16 protein-coding genes are annotated in these 16,207 nt (G+C 64.5%); 7 read left to right on the forward strand and 9 right to left on the reverse strand.

Translation table 11 applies throughout. The features are described 5' to 3' along the window. Positions 1 to 13 precede the first annotated feature (13 nt). The 4 genes from OCL88_RS00625 to mca form a co-directional block, all read right to left on the reverse strand. On the reverse strand, positions 14 to 976 hold the full coding sequence (locus OCL88_RS00625) for a hypothetical protein (RefSeq protein WP_264961244.1): 963 nt from the start codon (positions 974 to 976) through the stop codon (positions 14 to 16). Further along, positions 904 to 2,058, reverse strand: a complete 1,155-nt coding sequence (locus OCL88_RS00630) for a thioredoxin domain-containing protein (protein ID WP_264961245.1) — start codon at positions 2,056 to 2,058, stop codon at positions 904 to 906. Before OCL88_RS00630 ends, OCL88_RS00625 begins: the two co-directional genes overlap by 73 nt. After that, positions 2,036 to 2,308: a hypothetical protein gene (locus tag OCL88_RS00635; RefSeq protein ID WP_021471504.1), complete on the reverse strand. Its 273-nt coding sequence runs from the start codon at positions 2,306 to 2,308 to the stop codon at positions 2,036 to 2,038. Before OCL88_RS00635 ends, OCL88_RS00630 begins: the two co-directional genes overlap by 23 nt. 101 nt (positions 2,309 to 2,409) lie before the next feature. After that, positions 2,410 to 3,312 (reverse strand): mycothiol conjugate amidase Mca, encoded by a 903-nt coding sequence (gene mca, locus OCL88_RS00640; protein ID WP_264961246.1) that lies wholly within the window; start codon positions 3,310 to 3,312, stop codon positions 2,410 to 2,412. Positions 3,313 to 3,386: 74 nt separating this feature from the next. On the opposite strand from mca, the gene OCL88_RS00645 reads away from it, so the two are divergent. After that, positions 3,387 to 3,845: a DUF4307 domain-containing protein gene (locus OCL88_RS00645; RefSeq protein ID WP_021471506.1), complete on the forward strand. Its 459-nt coding sequence runs from the start codon at positions 3,387 to 3,389 to the stop codon at positions 3,843 to 3,845. Between the two features lie 152 nt (positions 3,846 to 3,997). Further along, positions 3,998 to 4,492 carry a transcription elongation factor GreA gene (gene greA / locus OCL88_RS00650; protein ID WP_021471507.1) on the forward strand — a complete coding sequence of 165 codons (495 nt, stop codon included), beginning with the start codon at positions 3,998 to 4,000 and terminating at the stop codon, positions 4,490 to 4,492. Positions 4,493 to 4,634: 142 nt separating this feature from the next. Here the strand turns inward: greA and OCL88_RS00655 are convergent, their stop codons facing one another. The 4 genes from OCL88_RS00655 to OCL88_RS00670 form a co-directional block, all read right to left on the reverse strand. After that, positions 4,635 to 5,270 (reverse strand): rhomboid family intramembrane serine protease, encoded by a 636-nt coding sequence (locus OCL88_RS00655; protein ID WP_264961247.1) that lies wholly within the window; start codon positions 5,268 to 5,270, stop codon positions 4,635 to 4,637. Positions 5,271 to 5,279: 9 nt separating this feature from the next. Further along, the gene (gene ilvA, locus OCL88_RS00660) at positions 5,280 to 6,518 is read right to left on the reverse strand and encodes a threonine ammonia-lyase (protein WP_062095695.1); all 1,239 of its coding nucleotides are present in this window, start codon (positions 6,516 to 6,518) and stop codon (positions 5,280 to 5,282) included. Positions 6,519 to 6,521: 3 nt separating this feature from the next. Next, the gene (locus OCL88_RS00665) at positions 6,522 to 7,802 is read right to left on the reverse strand and encodes an AI-2E family transporter (RefSeq protein WP_264961248.1); all 1,281 of its coding nucleotides are present in this window, start codon (positions 7,800 to 7,802) and stop codon (positions 6,522 to 6,524) included. Positions 7,803 to 7,866: 64 nt separating this feature from the next. Beyond that, the gene (locus OCL88_RS00670) at positions 7,867 to 8,817 is read right to left on the reverse strand and encodes an aldose 1-epimerase family protein (protein ID WP_264961249.1); all 951 of its coding nucleotides are present in this window, start codon (positions 8,815 to 8,817) and stop codon (positions 7,867 to 7,869) included. Positions 8,818 to 8,911: 94 nt separating this feature from the next. Here OCL88_RS00670 and galT point away from each other — a divergent pair, with 94 nt between their 5' ends. From galT to OCL88_RS00685, 3 genes are read left to right on the forward strand one after another with little or no spacing between them, the layout of a single operon-like run. Beyond that, the gene (galT, locus tag OCL88_RS00675; RefSeq protein WP_410868091.1) at positions 8,912 to 10,060 is read left to right on the forward strand and encodes a galactose-1-phosphate uridylyltransferase; all 1,149 of its coding nucleotides are present in this window, start codon (positions 8,912 to 8,914) and stop codon (positions 10,058 to 10,060) included. After that, positions 10,057 to 11,217, forward strand: a complete 1,161-nt coding sequence (galK, locus tag OCL88_RS00680; protein ID WP_264961251.1) for a galactokinase — start codon at positions 10,057 to 10,059, stop codon at positions 11,215 to 11,217. Before galT ends, galK begins: the two co-directional genes overlap by 4 nt. A 42-nt stretch (positions 11,218 to 11,259) precedes the next feature. Beyond that, positions 11,260 to 12,498 (forward strand): acetyl-CoA C-acetyltransferase, encoded by a 1,239-nt coding sequence (locus OCL88_RS00685; protein WP_264961252.1) that lies wholly within the window; start codon positions 11,260 to 11,262, stop codon positions 12,496 to 12,498. 115 nt (positions 12,499 to 12,613) lie between these two features. Here OCL88_RS00685 and OCL88_RS00690 read toward each other — a convergent pair whose 3' ends face one another. Further along, positions 12,614 to 13,537, reverse strand: a complete 924-nt coding sequence (locus OCL88_RS00690) for a Bax inhibitor-1/YccA family membrane protein (RefSeq protein WP_021471515.1) — start codon at positions 13,535 to 13,537, stop codon at positions 12,614 to 12,616. Positions 13,538 to 13,927: 390 nt separating this feature from the next. Between OCL88_RS00690 and OCL88_RS00695 the strand changes: the two genes are divergently transcribed. Together OCL88_RS00695 and OCL88_RS00700 are read left to right on the forward strand one after the other, a co-directional pair. Next, positions 13,928 to 15,205 carry a branched-chain amino acid ABC transporter permease gene (locus tag OCL88_RS00695; RefSeq protein WP_021471516.1) on the forward strand — a complete coding sequence of 426 codons (1,278 nt, stop codon included), beginning with the start codon at positions 13,928 to 13,930 and terminating at the stop codon, positions 15,203 to 15,205. A 9-nt stretch (positions 15,206 to 15,214) separates the two neighbouring features. Further along, entirely contained in the window at positions 15,215 to 16,183 is a 969-nt protein-coding gene (locus tag OCL88_RS00700) for a branched-chain amino acid ABC transporter permease (RefSeq protein ID WP_021471517.1), read from the forward strand. The last annotated feature ends 24 nt before the right edge of the window (positions 16,184 to 16,207 follow it).

Below are 16,207 nucleotides of genomic sequence, written 5' to 3' on the forward strand. Positions count from 1 at the left end.
GGACCCGCCGTCGTCATCGGACTGCAGCGCCACCACCATGCCCGGGCTTGGCGAGCCCAGCAGCGAGGCGTGCAGTTCCGCCCGTGCCGGCGAAGCGGGACCAACGACGGCGGCTTCCACCGGCCCGGCAAGTGCGGCTTGCGCCGTGGCCAGGAGCCACCCTGCCACGCGGGGTGCACGAACGGCCAGCGGTGGGAGCAAACCCGAGGATGATGTTGCCTGCCATCAGCCGGTGGGCATGGGAGCCGGAGTACGCCGCGTAGCTCAGCAGCGCCCCTGCAAACGCCGAAGCTCCGCTTGGCGCGGCGTTGTCGAACGGGTCCAAGGACGATTGCTGCCCTTGGGCGTTGAAGACCTGGGCGGACTCCCCTGCCGAATCAGCCAGCTTCCTGTCCTCCACAAAGCGGTCTGCCGCTGCCAGCACCAGGCTTTCGGCGAGCGCGTACCACCGCGTCCTGCCCGTGACTGCGTATAGCGCGAAGAGTCCCTCGGCGCAGAAGGCGTAGTCCTCCAGCAAACCGCCGATCCCCCGGGCCACGGATTCATGCGAAACCCTGGTGAGGAGCCGGTCCGAAGCGTTCCAGTGCACGCGCTCCAGATACGAGGCGATGTTTTCTGCCGCGTCCACGTAGTCCGTCCTGCCCATCACAGCACCGGCTTCCGCCAGGGCCGCTACCGCCAGGCCATTCCAGCCCGCCACCACCTTGTTGTCGCTGGTGGGCTGATTCCGCTGATTCCGTGCTGCCAGAAGTGCCGGCCGGACGCGCTCCCACAAGGCCTGCTCCGCTTCGCCGAATGCGCGTCCGGGATGCAGCGGTGAACCCAAACCGGACACCGTGCCCTCAGGGGACACGTTCATCAGGGCACCTACGGCGGCTGCATCCCCCGGGCCCAGGACCTCACTCAAGGTCTCCGGCGTCCACAGGTACGCCGCGCCCTCGTGGTGCACGCCGTCAACCACCGTGTCGGCGTCCACAGGTACGCCGCGCCCTCGTGGTGCACGCCGTCAACCACCGTGTCGGCGTCCAACGACGACGCCAGCGCGCCACCTTCCAGTGTCAGGGAGTCGAGCATCCAGTCGGCGCAGCCGATGGCAACCTCAGCGGCCTCCGCAGCGCCGATAACCGGGTTCCCGCCCAGTCTCACCCAGTGGGTGTAGACGCGCAGGAGCTGGGCGTTGTCGTACAGCATCTTTTCAAAGTGCGGCACGGACCAGTCCGCCGTCACCGAGTACCGGGCAAAACCGCCGTCGAGCTGGTCCCGCAGGGCGGAGCGCGCCATGGCGGCCAATGCCCGGCCGGCCATGTCGCGGGCGGCTTCGGCGGTATCCGAGGGCACCGCGGCATGGCGGATCAGGAATTCAAGGACGGCCGACGGCGGGAATTTGGGGGCGGTGCCGAACCCGCCGGCGTCGGGGTCTTCCGACCTCGCCAACGCGCCGACAGCTTCGGAGAGCAGCCCGGCGTCGAGCGGTTCGGGCGGGCCATCCAACCTCACCGCAGCACTCAGCTGGGCGCTTCCCATACTGGCGGCGAGCCCCCTGGCGTTCTGCTCGACGGCATCGCGACGCTCCACCCAGGCCTCATGGACGGCCTCCAGGACGTTCCTGAAGGAGGGCCTGCCGGGCAGCGGCACGGGCGGGAAGTATGTGCCGGCATGGCAGGCCAAACCATCCGGGGTGAGGAAGACCGACATCGGCCAGCCGCCCTCCCCGCTGATTGCCTGGGTGGCGGCCATGTACACTGAATCGACGTCCGGACGCTCTTCGCGGTCCACCTTGACCGGGACAAAGTGCGCGTTCAGGTAGTCGGCAGTTTCCTGGTCTTCGAACGACTCGTGGGCCATGACATGGCACCAGTGGCAGGCCGCATATCCGATGGAAAGGAAGACGGGAACATCCCGGGAGGCGGCCAAGGCGAAGGCTTCATCACCAAAGGGACGCCAAAACACCGGATTGCCGGCATGCTGGCGCAGATAGGCAGAGGGTTCGGTGCCCAGCGCGTTGGATGCGCCGGGCCATGGTGCTTCCGGGCGGTCAGCGTGACCCGGGAGCGTCATTGCCGTTCTCGTCGCTCGAAGGTCCTGCCTCCGCGGCCAAGCGGGCCTCTTCCACCTGCGCCCGGTAACGCACGCGGCGGATCCGGCGGACCATGTCCACGATCAGGAAGGTGGTGAGGATGACGATGAATGCCGTGAGGACGAAACCCCACGTTCCCGGCGTTACCTGGTCCTCGGACAGGCCCGGGCGCAGCGTGCCGGTGGGATCGGGCGACGGGCTGACGGTCAGGGCGAGGAGCAAGTGGTGCACGTTCAAACCTTCTATGGGAGTTGATGCATACCGGTCCGGGCGGAACTGGAAGCCTGGGGGCGTCCGGGCAACTTCTACAAACGATAGAAAGCCGGCTCTCCCTATCTTATCCCCGCGAAGAGATCCTTTTCCGGCAGTTCCGATTCGACCTTTGACTGGATGAGGGTGTAGTCCTCCCACGGCCACACCGTACGTTGGAAGTCCGAAGACACGGCGAAGAAGAAACCCACGGGGTCGATCTGGGTCTTGTGGGCCTTCAGTGCCTCATCCCGCTTCCCGAAGAAGTCCCCGCAGTCGATCTGGGTGGTGGTCTGATGGGCCGCGGCCGGCGGAGTGTGGCCTTCGGCGTCGGCTTCCAACCACGCTGCGAGCCTTTCCGCGTACGGCGACTGCAGGCCGGCCTCTTCCAAAGCGAAGTGCAGGGCGCGGAAACGCTCGGGACTGAAAGCGCGATCGTAGTACAGCTTGCTTGGCTGCCACGGTTCGCCGATGCCCGGATACCTGGCGGGGTCGCCTGCTGCTTCGAAGGCCTCAACTGCGACCTTGTGGGCCATGATGTGGTCCGGGTGGGGGTACCCGCCGTTCTCGTCGTAGCTGATGATCACGTGCGGCTTGAAGTCCCGGACCAACCGGACCAATGGCGCAGTGGCCCGCTCCAGCGGCTGCAACGCGAAGCATCCCGGCGGAAGCGCGGGAAGCGGATCGCCTTCAGGCAGCCCGGAGTCGACAAAACCGAGCCACCGCTGGCGGATGCCCAGGACGGCGGCCGCATTGGCCATTTCCAGCCGGCGTGCCCCTGCCATATCCCGTTTGGGATGCGGAGCGTCCTCCATGGCGGGGTTCTGGATATCACCGCGTGAGCCGTCCGTGCACGTGGCTACCATGACCTCGACGCCGTTGGCGGCATACATTGCCATGGTCGCCGCACCTTTGCTGGACTCATCGTCCGGGTGTGCGTGGACGGCGAGCAACCGAAGCTGCTCCGAATTGCTGGACGCGGTCACGGGACGGCTCCTCTTCCATGGTGTTGCGATGCAGGCTGTGCCGACGGTGCCGGGATCGGCACTAAACTGGACGGGTGACTTCTGAGGATCCATCGGCCACCGAATTTCCGGCAAGCAACAGCCTAGCCAATCGCTACGGCGGTCAAAAGCGCGGCCTGAGCCGGAAGGCCAAACGAAACATCGTCATTGGCGCCCTGGTAGTGGGCATCGGCTTCGCCGCCTACGTGGCCACCGGATCCGCCACTGCCCCTGTGACATTCAAGGACATCGGCTACAGCACTGTGGACGGGACGCAGGCCGAGGTGGACTACCAGGTCAGCAAGTCCCCTTCAGCAACCGCCAAGTGTGCCATCAAGGCCATGGATTCCAAGTTCGCCGTGGTGGGTTGGAAGGTCGTGGAAATTGGTCCCAACAATCCGGAGCAGGACGCGGACGGCGGGCGGACCACTGCCCAGCGGACGGTCCTGGCCACGGAATCCCCGGCAGTCTCCGGCGTAGTGGACAACTGCTGGATCGTGGATAGCGGTAAATAACAAGAATGTGACCCGCGACGCAACCGGTTTGGGTTCATCCAAAGGATTTACTACAATGGATGAAACCTTCAACCCCGTTAAGTTGGTTACTGAGTTTCACGAGTGGCCACCTCGGCGGGGTCTTTGCTTTGTCAGATCAAAAGGAGAAATCCGTGTCTACCACCAACAGCGCCACAGCAGCTTGGCTTACCCAGGAAGCTTTCGACCGCTTGAAGGCTGAGCTGGACCACCTTTCCGGCGCTGGCCGGGCGGAAATCGTCCAGAAGATCGAAGCCGCACGCCAGGAAGGCGACCTTAAGGAAAACGGCGGCTACCACGCAGCCAAGGAAGAGCAGGGCAAGATCGAAGCCCGCATCCGCCAGCTCACGGTGCTCCTGCGCGACGCCCAGGTCGGCGAGGCTCCCGCAGACGACGGAATCGTCGAGCCCGGCATGCTGGTTGTCGCCAAGATCGCCGGTGACGAAGAGCGGTTCCTGCTCGGTTCCCGTGAAATCGCCGGCGACTCCGATATTGACGTCTTCAGCGAGAAGTCCCCGCTGGGCGCCGCCATCATCGGCCACAAGGAAGGCGACAAGCTCAGCTACACCGCCCCCAACGGCAAGGAAATCACGGTGGAGATCGTTTCCGCCAAGCCGTACTCGGCCTAAAGTACCAAACGCTTAAAGCACGACGCCGGCCCTCCCCCTTTGCGTGGGAGGGCCGGCGTTTTGCGTCCCCGACTCCCCCAACCAGGTCGCATTAGTGCGCGTTTTCAGCCTTCAAAACGCGCACAGCTGCGACTCAGTTGGGTCAGACGGGGAAGCGGGAGCTGCTTGGCGTGTCCCGGGGCTTCGGGCGCAGGAGGATGGCAGCAACGACGCCGCCGATCGCGCCGCCAAGGTGGGCCTGCCAGGAGATGAAACCCATGACAGTGGGCAACACTCCGAAGAGGATGCCGCCGTACGCCATGAACAGCACAATGGACAGCAGGATCTGCCACCAGTTGCGGTTGAAGAACCCGCGGACCAACAAGAACGCGAACAGGCCGAACACCAGGCCGGAGGCGCCCACTGTGACGCTCCCCCCGCCAATCAGCCACACGGTCAGGCCCGAACCCAGCCAGCTGAACGCCAAGGCAGTGATAAAAACACGCAGGCCGGCCAGGAACACCAGGAACCCGAAGATCAGCAAGGGCAGGGTGTTGGACAACAGATGGTTCAGGTTGGCGTGCAGCAAAGGAAACGTCAGGATGTCCAGGACGCCGTCAAAGGTGCGGGACCGCAGGCCGAAGGTGCGGTTCAGTCCGTGCAGCATCAGGGTGTTCACGAATTCGATGGCGTAGAGCAGTGCCACGAAGCCGCCCATGAACAGCAGGCCGCCCCTGGCCCTGGCCGCCAGTGACTCCCGGGTCTCCGCACTGGAGCCGTCAGGTCTTCCAAGCACCATGGCGCCCCCTTAGTGCACCACGATCGGCTGGAAGCCCTCGGCCCGTAGCGCGCCAAGGACCTGTTCGCCGTGTTCGTGTCCCTTGGTTTCCAGGTTGATGGTGATGGACACATCGCCCATGCTGATCGAGCCGCCCAGGCGGGTGTGGTCCAGCCCGGTCACGTTGGCGTCGTTCTCGGCGATGATCCGGGCGATGGTGGCCAGCGAGCCCGGACGGTCGTCAAGCATCATCCGGACGGTCATGAACCTTCCGGCCGCGGACAAGCCGCGCTGGATGACTTTCAACATCAGCATGGGATCGATGTTGCCGCCGGAAAGTACGACGGCGGTGTTCCCCGGGTTTTCGATCTTGCCGTCCAGCAGTGCGGCTACGCCTACGGCACCGGCAGGTTCCACAACCATCTTGGCGCGTTCGAGCAGGAAGATCAGTGCCCGGGCCAGGGAGTCCTCGCTGACCGTCACTACATCGTCCACCAACTCGCGGATGATGCTGAACGGCAACTGTCCCGGCCGTCCCACGGCAATGCCGTCCGCCATGGTGGAAACCTTCTTCAGCGGCACCAAGGCATCGGCGGCCAGGGACGGCGGATAGGCGGCAGCGTTCTCCGCCTGGACACCGATGACGCGGATTTCCCGGCCGAGCTCCTTGGCCTTCGCCTTGATGGCCACGGCCACTCCGGCCAGCAGTCCGCCGCCGCCGACGCCCATGAGGACAGTGTCAACGTTGGGGATCTGCTCCAGGATCTCCAGGCCGATGGTGCCCTGTCCGGCTACGACGTCCACGTTGTCGAAGGGATGGACGAAGACCGCTCCGGTCTCATTGGCGTAGCGTTCGGCTTCGGCGAGTGCCTCGTCCACGTTGTGGCCGTGCAGCACCACCTCTGCGCCGTGGCTTCGCGTGGCGGCCAGCTTGGGCAGTGCCACGCCCAACGGCATGTAGATCCGGGCTTTGATTCCAAGGCTTTTGGCAGCAACTGCTACGCCTTGGGCATGGTTACCGGCTGAGGCCGCAACCACGCCGCGCTTTTTCTCCTCCTCGGACAAACGTGCCATCCGGACATAGGCGCCGCGGACCTTGAACGATCCTGCGCGCTGGAGGTTTTCACACTTGAAGAAGACGTTCCCGCCCACAAGGCTTCCCAGGGCACGGGACGACTCCACGGGAGTCTTGGTAATAATGCCCTCGAGCAGCTCCTGCGCCTTAAGGACATCGTCCAGGGTGACGGGCAGGGTTTCGAGGGTATTCACTGACTATTCTCCTTTTGTGGTGTCGGCTCCGGGTCGCTCCTCGGGGATGCTTCCTGAAGCCCTGGCCTTGCTTTCGGTACCGGTGGCGCCGCGTGATTGACCTACGGGCAGCTCCGCATCCTTGAAGTTGGAGTCACCGTCCGGTCCCGGCGAACCTTCAGCCGTTGGCGCTCCCACGGCACCCGGTCCCCCATCATGTTCCCACGATCGGCCGGCAATGTACCGAACGGCCGTGTTTACTACGGCGAGGATGGGGACTGCGAAGAGCGCTCCGGGAATGCCCGCGAGGTACGAACCAGCAGCCACGGTGAGGATGACGGCCACCGGATGCAGTGCCACGGCCTTGCCCATGACCAGAGGCTGGAGGATGTGGCTTTCCAGCTGCTGGACCAGCAGGACGATCGCCAACATGATCAGGGCGTTGACCGGACCGTTGGCCACCAGGGCAAGCAGCACGGCGATGGCACCGGTAACCAGGGCACCGACCACGGGGATGAATGAACCGATGAAAACCAGCACGGCCAAGGGCAGCGCCAGTGGTACTTGGATGATGGCGGCACCGACGCCGATGCCCACGGCGTCAACGAAGGCGACGAACATCTGGATGCGTACGTAGTTGACCATGGAGGTCCAACCGCGCCGGCCGGCTCCGTCAGTGGCAGCACGGGCCTTCTTCGGCAGGAGCCGGACCAGGAAAGCCCAGATCCGCTGGCCCTCGAGGAGGAAGAAGATCAGGATGAACAGCGCCAGGACCAGGCCTGCGGCGAAATGCCCGGCGGTGCTGCCGAAGGACAGGGCACCGCTGAGGATGCTGCTGCTGTTGTTCTGCAGGGCGTTGGCAGCATCGGCAATGTACTGGTCGATCTGGTCCGCGGTCAGGTGCAGTGGTCCGTCAGCAAGCCATGTCTGGATCTGCTGGATGCCGGCGAGCGCTTCCTGCCACAGTTCCCCGAATCCGGAAACAAGCTGACGGCCCACTAAAGCGAGCGAACCGGAGATCAACCCAATGAAGCCGAGGACCGTGATGGCCACAGCCAGGCCGTTGGGTACCTTCCGCTTGCGGAGCCACACCACCACCGGGTACAGCAGACCCGCCAGGAGGGAGGCCACCATGACGGGAATGATGAGGAAGCTGACCTTGCCGAGCAACCACACCAGGATGCCGATCATGACCAGGATCAGGCCTACCCGCCATGACCAGGCTGCTGCTATGCGCACGCCGTACGGGATATCTTCGGCAATTTGGCGGTCACTACGGGTTTTGGCGTCCGGTGTTGGCGTCATGAACCCATAATTCCGTAGCCCGGGCCGTATGGGAAACTGAGCGGCCCGGACGCGGAAAGTCCTGCTAAAGCGTCGCCGTGATTCCCCAGGACATGGTGAACGAACCGCCCGGCGGCAACCAGCGCAGCCCGTCTCCGCTGTTGAAGGCGTTGGCAGGACCGGTCATGGGCTCCATGGCCACTGATTTGGGACGTCCGGGGTACTTGTCGGTCACGAAGACGTGGACGTATCCGGCGCTCTGGTCATGGACCAGGCTGACGCTGCGTCCATCCGGTGCCGTCAACGTGTGACGCGCGATGCCGCCGTCGAACTCCAGATCCGTGAAGGAGGCGTCGATGTCCAGCCCGCCAACCGTCCTGCCTGCCGATAGGTTGAACTCCCCGTCCACCGCAGCTGTGCTGCGGGGTATCAGCCGCTCATCGGCTACCAGGCGCGTACCGGCTTTGACGGTGAGGGTGAGGTCCTCGCTCGCAACCTCGCCGATCCGGAGATAGGGGTGGGCGCCGAGGACGAAGGGGGCGTCCGCCGTCGAGTCGTTCACCAGCGTCTGCCGGACGCGAAGGTCCATATTCGCGTCCAGTTCGTAAGTGACGAGATGCCGTACCAGGAACGGGTACCCGTGTTGAGGGAAGACGGTGGCTTCGAGCGTGACGGAGAATTCGGATTCGTCCACCAGGGCGTACCCGGTGTTCCTGAGCAGTCCGTGGCTGGCGTTGTTGTGGGCGACCTCAGTGATGTCCAGCTGCTGCTTCTTGCCGTCGAGGTACCACACACCGTCCTCGACGCGGTTGGCCCATGGTGCGAGCGTAATTCCCGTGGCACCCGGCGGGATGTCCGCATCGCCGTAGGTTTCGGTCAGGTTCACGCCCGCCCGCGCATAGAGCCGCAGTCCGGCAGCCAACTCGGTAACGACGGCGACGGCGTCACCTCGCCGGAGTTCGAACTGGCGGCCGGTGGCGTACCGGCGCGGGGCGGTTTCGGGAGTGGATGCTGGGGGCGCGGAAGAATCGGGCATGGCAATACCGTACTCGTCCGGCCCGCAGCATCGGTCGTTGTTAAGTTTTGTTAGTAATTATGCGTTTTTGATCGATTGTGGAATCATGGTCCACATGAGCCGTCGCGTTACCAGCACCCGCCTCTCGGATAACCGCGAGTTGATCTACTTCGATGACCCGGAAACCCCCTCGCGTCCCCCAGGGGCTTTGGTGGACCACCGCAGCCTTCCGGCCCGCGGGGAACCCGGCGAAGTCCGGTTCGACGCGTTGTCCGGAGAATGGGTGGCCATCGCGGCCCACCGGCAAAGCCGCACCCATCTGCCGCCGGCCGATCAGTGCCCCATTTGCCCCACCACGGCAGCGAATCCGTCGGAGATCCCGGCACCTGATTACGACGTCGTGGTGTTCGAGAACCGCTTCCCGTCCCTGGGACCCGCTGCGGGTGACATCCCTCCGGCGCCTTCCGCCGGAGGCCACGGACTCAAAGGACCGGCATTGGGCCGCTGCGAGGTGGTCGCCTTTACCCCGCAGCACACCGGATCCTTCGCAGAGCTGGGGGAAACCCGCGCCCGGACCGTCATCGAAGCCTGGGCTCAACGGACTGAAGCCCTCAGCGCACTGCCCGGCGTCAAACAGGTGTTCCCGTTCGAGAACCGTGGTGCGGACATCGGGGTGACACTCCACCACCCCCACGGCCAGATCTACGCCTACCCGTACGTGACGCCGCGGGCAGCGAACCTGGGTGCGGTAGCCCGCCGCTACTATGACGACGTCGGTGCGAAAGAAACGCTGGCGGCATCCCTTCTCCGGGCGGAGAGGGAGGACGGCAGCCGCATGGTCCTCGAAGGCAAGCACTTCAGTGCCTATGTTCCCTTCGCGGCTCGGTGGCCCCTCGAAGTGCACCTTGTCCCGCACCGCCATGTGGCCGATCTGGCGGGACTCAGGGGCGAGGAAAAGGAAGAGCTGGCACACGTCTACCTTGACCTCCTCAAGCGCCTGGATGCCCTCTACCCAACGCCCATGCCCTACATCTCAGCGTGGCACCAGGCCCCGCTGGACCCGGTACTCCGGCCGTCCGGGCAGCTGCACCTCCAGCTGACCTCACCGCGGCGGGCGGCGGATAAGCTGAAGTACCTTGCCGGATCGGAGGCCGCCATGGGCGCATTCATCAACGACACCACCCCGGAGGCAGTGGCTGACCGCCTGCGCAGCGTTGCCGTGGCACCAGTCTCCGCCAAGACCATGGAGGACTCCCCCGCATGACCACCAGCACCGATGTCTTCACACTGACCGCGGCGTTCCATGAAGCATTCGGAACAGTCCCGGACGGCGTCTGGCAAGCACCGGGGAGGGTCAACCTCATCGGAGAACACACCGACTACAACGAGGGCTTCGTCCTGCCGTTCGCCATCGACAAGACAGCAAAGGTCGCTGTGCGGGTCCGCGACGATTCAACGGTCCGTTTGCTGTCCACCTTCGGCGGGCACGGTTTGGTCGAAGCCAGCCTTGACGGCCTTGAACCCGGTTCCGGGGAAGGGTGGTCATGCTACCCCTTGGGCGTCGCCTGGGCGCTGAAGGAACGCGGGGTCAGCGTCCCCGGCTTCGAACTCCTGCTGGACTCCGACGTTCCCCTCGGCGCCGGCCTGTCCTCCTCGCACGCGATCGAGTGCGCCGTCATCACGGCCCTCAATGAGCTCACCGGAGCCAACCTTGCGGCCGAAGAACTGGTTCTCGCTACGCAGCGGGCCGAGAACATCTTTGTGGGCGCCCCCACAGGCATCATGGACCAGTCCGCTTCGCTCCGCGGCGCCAAGGGACAGGCCGTGTTCCTTGACTGCAGGGACCAGCACGTCGAACTCGTTCCGTTCGACGCCGAGGCTTCCGGACTGGTCCTCCTGGTGATCGACACGAAGGTCTCGCACTCCCACGCGGACGGCGGATACGCCTCCCGGAGGGCTTCCTGTGAGCTCGGCGCCCAGGTGCTGGGAGTCACGGCGCTACGGGATGTTGGCGTGGAAGACCTGGAAGCGGCCTCCGGGCTGCTGGATGAGGTGACCATGCGGCGGGTCCGGCATGTGGTGACGGAAAACGACCGGGTGCTGCAAACGGTGGAATTGCTTGGTGCGCAAGGACCGGCCAGCATCGGGCCGCTGCTGGATGCCAGCCATGCGTCCATGCGGGACGACTTCGAAATCTCTTGCCCGGAACTCGATCTTGCGGTGGACACCGCCCGCGCCAACGGGGCCATCGGGGCCCGTATGACCGGCGGCGGCTTCGGCGGCTCGGCCATCGCCCTGACACCGGTGGGTGAGGAACAAAAGGTGCGTGACGCCGTCGTGCGTTCCTTCGCCGAAGCCGGCTACACCGCACCGGATATCTTCACCGTGACGCCTGCCGAAGGGGCTTTTCGTCTCGCCTAAGCGCCTGCAGCCCGGCCCGCACCGCGGGCGTAAGCTGGGGCAATGACTGAGGCTGTGATTGTTTCCACTGCCAGGAGCCCCATCGGGCGGGCCTTCAAGGGCTCCCTGAAGGACGAGCGCCCGGACGATCTTGCCACCGCCATGGTGGAAGCCGCCCTGGCCAAGCTTCCCGGATTCGATCCCGGAGCCGAGGATGGCCGTGGTCTGGACGATCTCCTGCTGGGCTGCGCCGAACCGAGCGGTGAGGCCGGCTCCAACATGGCCCGCGTCGTCGGTGTCCTCGCCGGGCTTGACCATGTTCCGGGCGCCACCATCAACCGCTTCTGCGCGTCCAGCCTGCAGACCCTGCGGATGGCCTTCCATGCCATCAAGGCCGGCGAAGCGCACGCGATCGTGTCCGCAGGCGTAGAAGCTGTATCCCGCTACCGGGACTGGGCCGGGGCCGGGGAAACCGACGCAGCCAACCACAACCCGGCCTTTGAATCTGCCGCCCAGCGGACCGCCGCCCGCGCGGCGTCGAACATTCCGTGGACCGACCCACGCCTCGGCGGACGGCTGCCTGACGTGTACATTTCCATGGGCCAAACAGCCGAGAACGTGGCCACGTCGTACGGCATCAGCAGGGCCGAACAGGACGAATGGGGCGTGCTGAGCCAGAACCGGGCAGAGGCTGCCATCGCTTCGGGCTTCTATGCCCGCGAAATCACTCCGTACACCCGCAAGGACGGATCCGTGGTTGATCGCGACGATTCGCCCCGGCCCGGCGTGACGCTGGAGGCGGTCTCGGCCCTGCAACCGGTCTTCCGGACCGAAGGCACAGTGACCGCGGGCAATGCGTGCCCGCTGAATGACGGCGCCGCGGCCATGGTGGTCATGAGCGATGCCAGGGCCCGTGAGCTGGAACTTGAACCCCTGGCCCGGGTGGTCTCCACGGGCGTCAGCGCACTCTCCCCCGAACTCATGGGCATGGGCCCCGTTGAATCCACGCGCCGCGCGCTGGCCACAGCCGGGCTCACCATGGCGGACATCGACCTGGTGGAACTCAATGAAGCCTTCGCAGTGCAGGTGATCGCGAGCGCGAGGGAGCTCGGCATCGATCCGGAAAAGCTCAACGTCCACGGCGGAGCCATTGCCTTGGGCCACCCCTTCGGCATGACCGGAGCCCGGATGACCACCACCCTGATCAACGGCCTGCAGGAACGCGACAAAACTTTGGGCCTGGCCACACTGTGCGTGGGCGGCGGACAAGGAATGGCCGTGGTGCTGGAACGCCTGCGCTAGGCCCGAGGCGTTGGCTCCCGGCACCCGGGCGCCGACAGGCCGGCTCTCAGCCGCGTGCTGGTACAACAATGCCCCCGAAGACTCTTCGGGGGCATTGTGTTGCTTGGGTCCGGGGCTAGTCGTCGCCCCGCAGGATTGCCAGGAGGCGGATGATTTCGACGTACAGCCACACCAGGGTGACCGTCAGGCCGAAGGCAGCCGTCCAGGAGTAGCGTTCCGGAGCGCCTGCACGAACGCCCTCCTCGATGCTGGTGAAGTCCATGATCAAGGAGAAGGCCGCAAGGCCGATCGCAAGGATGCCGATGAAGACGCCCAGCGGAATGCCGAAGATTTCAACGCTGGTGCGCAGGCCGAACGGCTCCTGCACGGCGCCGGTCCACATCATCACCAGGTTGATCAGGGCGAATACTGCGTAGCCGATGGTGGCGATCATGAAGAAGCGGACCATCTTGGGGGTCGCACGGACCTTGCCGCTCTTGAAGAGGGCGAGGGTCACGCCGAAGACGGCCAAGGTACCGATGACTGCCTGCAGGCCAACGCCCGGGTACATGGCGTCAAGGAAGCGGGTTAGGCCACCCAGGAAGAGACCTTCGAGGCCGGCGTACGCGAGGATCAGCGCGGGCGAAGGCTGCTTCTTGAAGGTGTTGACCAAGGCCAGGACGAAACCGCCCAGGGCGCCGACGATCATGAGCATGGTAGCCATGGCCGGTGCCACGAAGAGCGTGACTCCGGCGCCAAGCACCAGGACAACAAGGCACATGACGGTCTTCATGATGACGTCGTCGTACGTCATCCGTCCGGTGTCGGCCGGGCCTGCCGCAGGCTGGTTGTACATCTGCTGCAGTTGCTCGTTGGTCATGTTCTGCTGCTGCGCAGACCAAGCGGCGTGACCGTCCATGACCTGGCTCGGAGCACGTCCGGGGGCCTGGTTGAACTGCTGACCGTAGGGGTTGCCATACGGATTCTGCGGTACAGGCGGGGCCTGCTTCGCTCCACGGAAATTCTTTCCGTTGAAGATCGGGTTTCCGCCAAGGGCCATTGCGGGTGTCCTCCTGAGAAAGGGCTAAGTGATAATTTACGGTACCAATTACCACGACCGGACGGCAGGGATAGTTCCCTGCCCGCCCCAGCCGCAACCGAAACGTGATCCGCACCCTTGTTGCCGGTGGCGGCACAGTTGTTATCCGATCGCGATCTTCGCGCGCCTGACGTGGAGCTTTTTCAATCCCACCGAGCGGTAACATAGGCCACACACGGGTGACTTGGATCACATTTGAGGCAACTAGGTATGACCGTTTTCCGAGCCCCCTAACCGTTCGCACCGGCCGCAATGGCGCAGCCGGGACCACCCCCACTGTGGAGGTTTTCCATTTTGAGAAGCACACTGCGCGACCCGTCTACCAGACGGTCCAGAGGACTGCAGAGATCCGTGGGGGCGTTCTTTGCCGCCCTCATTGCCGTTCTGCTGATCGCCGCCCCCGCGGCGCAGGCAACTACCCCTTCGCCTTCGCCGTCAGCCACCAATTTCCAAAACAGCATCAGCGGCTTCCTCCGCGATGACAGCCGGAATCCCCTGTCGGGCGTCAAAATCAAGGCAACCGGCAACGGGTTCGAAGGCGAGGCCACCTCAAGCGAGAACGGATCCTGGCGCATCGGTGTTCCGGTCCAGGGCACCTACAAGGTCGAACTGGACGAATCCACCCTTCCGGACGGCATCAAGCTGGCGGACGGCCAGGAGAATCCCCGCGATGTCACCTTCAGCCAGACGTCCAACCTGTCCGTGATCTTCGCCTTCGGCGAAGGCATCGTGGTCCAGCAACAGGACTTCGGACAAAACCTGCTCAACCGCCTTGTGGCGGGCTTGAGTTTCGGCCTTCTGCTTGCCTTGGCGTCCGTGGGACTCTCCCTCATCTTCGGCACCACGGGCCTGACCAACTTCGCCCACGGCGAGATGGTAACCCTGGGCGCCGTGCTCGTGTTCCTTTTCAATGGACTCGGATTCCCCTTCTGGCTCGCCATCCTCCTGGCGCTGCTGGGCGGCGGCCTCTTCGGTTACGCCCAGGACGCGGGCCTCTGGCGTCCGCTGCGGCGCCGCGGTACGGGCCTCGTTCCCATGATGATCGTGAGCATCGGCCTGGCGTTGGCCGTCCGCTACGTCATCCAGTTCTTCTTTGGCGGCGCCACGCAGCAGCTGCCGGGGGCACAGAGCGCGGAGATCCAGATCGGCCCCGTCTCCATTTCCCCCAACAACCTGTGGTCCCTCATCATCAGCGCCGTCGTCATTGCCGTGATCGGCATCGTTCTTTTGAAGACGAGGCTCGGCAAGGCAACCCGTGCTGTCGCTGACAATCCGGCACTGGCCGCAGCCTCGGGCATCGACGTCGACTCCGTCATCCGCATCGTATGGGTAACGGGCGGCATCCTCGCCTCCCTCGGCGGCATCCTCTGGGCCTACTACCGCCCCGGCGTCACGTTCGACATGGGCTCCCAGATCCTGCTGCTCATCTTCGCCGGCGTTACCCTCGGTGGCCTTGGAACCGTCTTCGGTGCCCTGATCGGTTCCATCGTGGTGGGAATCTTCGTGGAGCTGACAACAGTGTTCGGCCTCCCCGCCGACCTCAAGTACGTTGGCGCCCTGTTCATCATGATCGTTGTCCTTTTGTTCCGACCGCAGGGCATCCTCGGCCGGCGTGAGCGTGTGGGTTAGGAGCGGGCCATGGATTTCGGATTCATTTTTTCCAGCGCCCTTGGCGAAATTTACAGTCCGACGACGGCGGCCTACGCACTTGCCGCTTTGGGCCTTGCGGTCCACTTCGGCTACTCGGGCCTGCTGAACTTCGGCCAGGCAGGCTTCATGGCCGTAGGTGCCTACGGCTTCGCGATCTCAACCCTGACTTTCAAGGCTCCGTTCTTCGTAGCACTGCTGATCGCCATTCTCTGCTCGGTCATCTTCGCCTTCATCCTCGGCATACCCACATTGCGCCTCCGGGCCGACTACCTGGCTATCGTGACCATCGCATCGGCGGAAATCGTCCGCTACGTGGTGACCACCAACCAGCTGACCAGCGTGACAGGTTCAGCCAATGGCCTGGCAGCCTTCGAAGGCGACTTCTACTCAATGAACCCCTTCCCGGAGGGGTCCTACCTGGGCATGAACAACAGGGACTTCTTCATCCGCGTCGTCGGATGGACCCTGGTGATCATCTGCTGCCTCCTCGTCTGGCTCCTGATGCGCAGCCCCTGGGGCCGCGTGCTTAAGGGCATCCGCGAGGACGAGAATGCGGTGCGCTCGCTCGGCAAGAACGTCTACGCCTACAAGATGCAAGCGCTCGTCATCGGCGGTGTCCTTGGCGCGCTGGCCGGCATGATTTTCACGCTCCCCCGCGGCGCCGTCCAGCCGTCCAACTATGGAACCGAACTGACGTTCTTCCTGTGGACCTGCCTCCTGCTCGGCGGCATGGCTACGGTGCTCGGCCCGGTGATCGGCGCCATGATCTTCTGGGTTGTCCTGTCCCTGACCCAGAGCATCCTGTACGGCCTCATCGAGTCGGGTGCCATCACGTGGCTGACCACTGTCCAGGCAGGCCAGTTGCGGTACATCCTTGTAGGTGTAGCCCTGATGCTCCTGATGATCTTCCGCCCGCAAGGCGTCTTCGGCAATAAGAAGGAGCTTGCATTCGCATGAGTGAAAGCAACAACCAAACCAGCC

It is taken from the genome of Paenarthrobacter sp. PAE-2, from assembly GCF_026013155.1.
Classification (GTDB): domain Bacteria; phylum Actinomycetota; class Actinomycetes; order Actinomycetales; family Micrococcaceae; genus Arthrobacter; species Arthrobacter ureafaciens.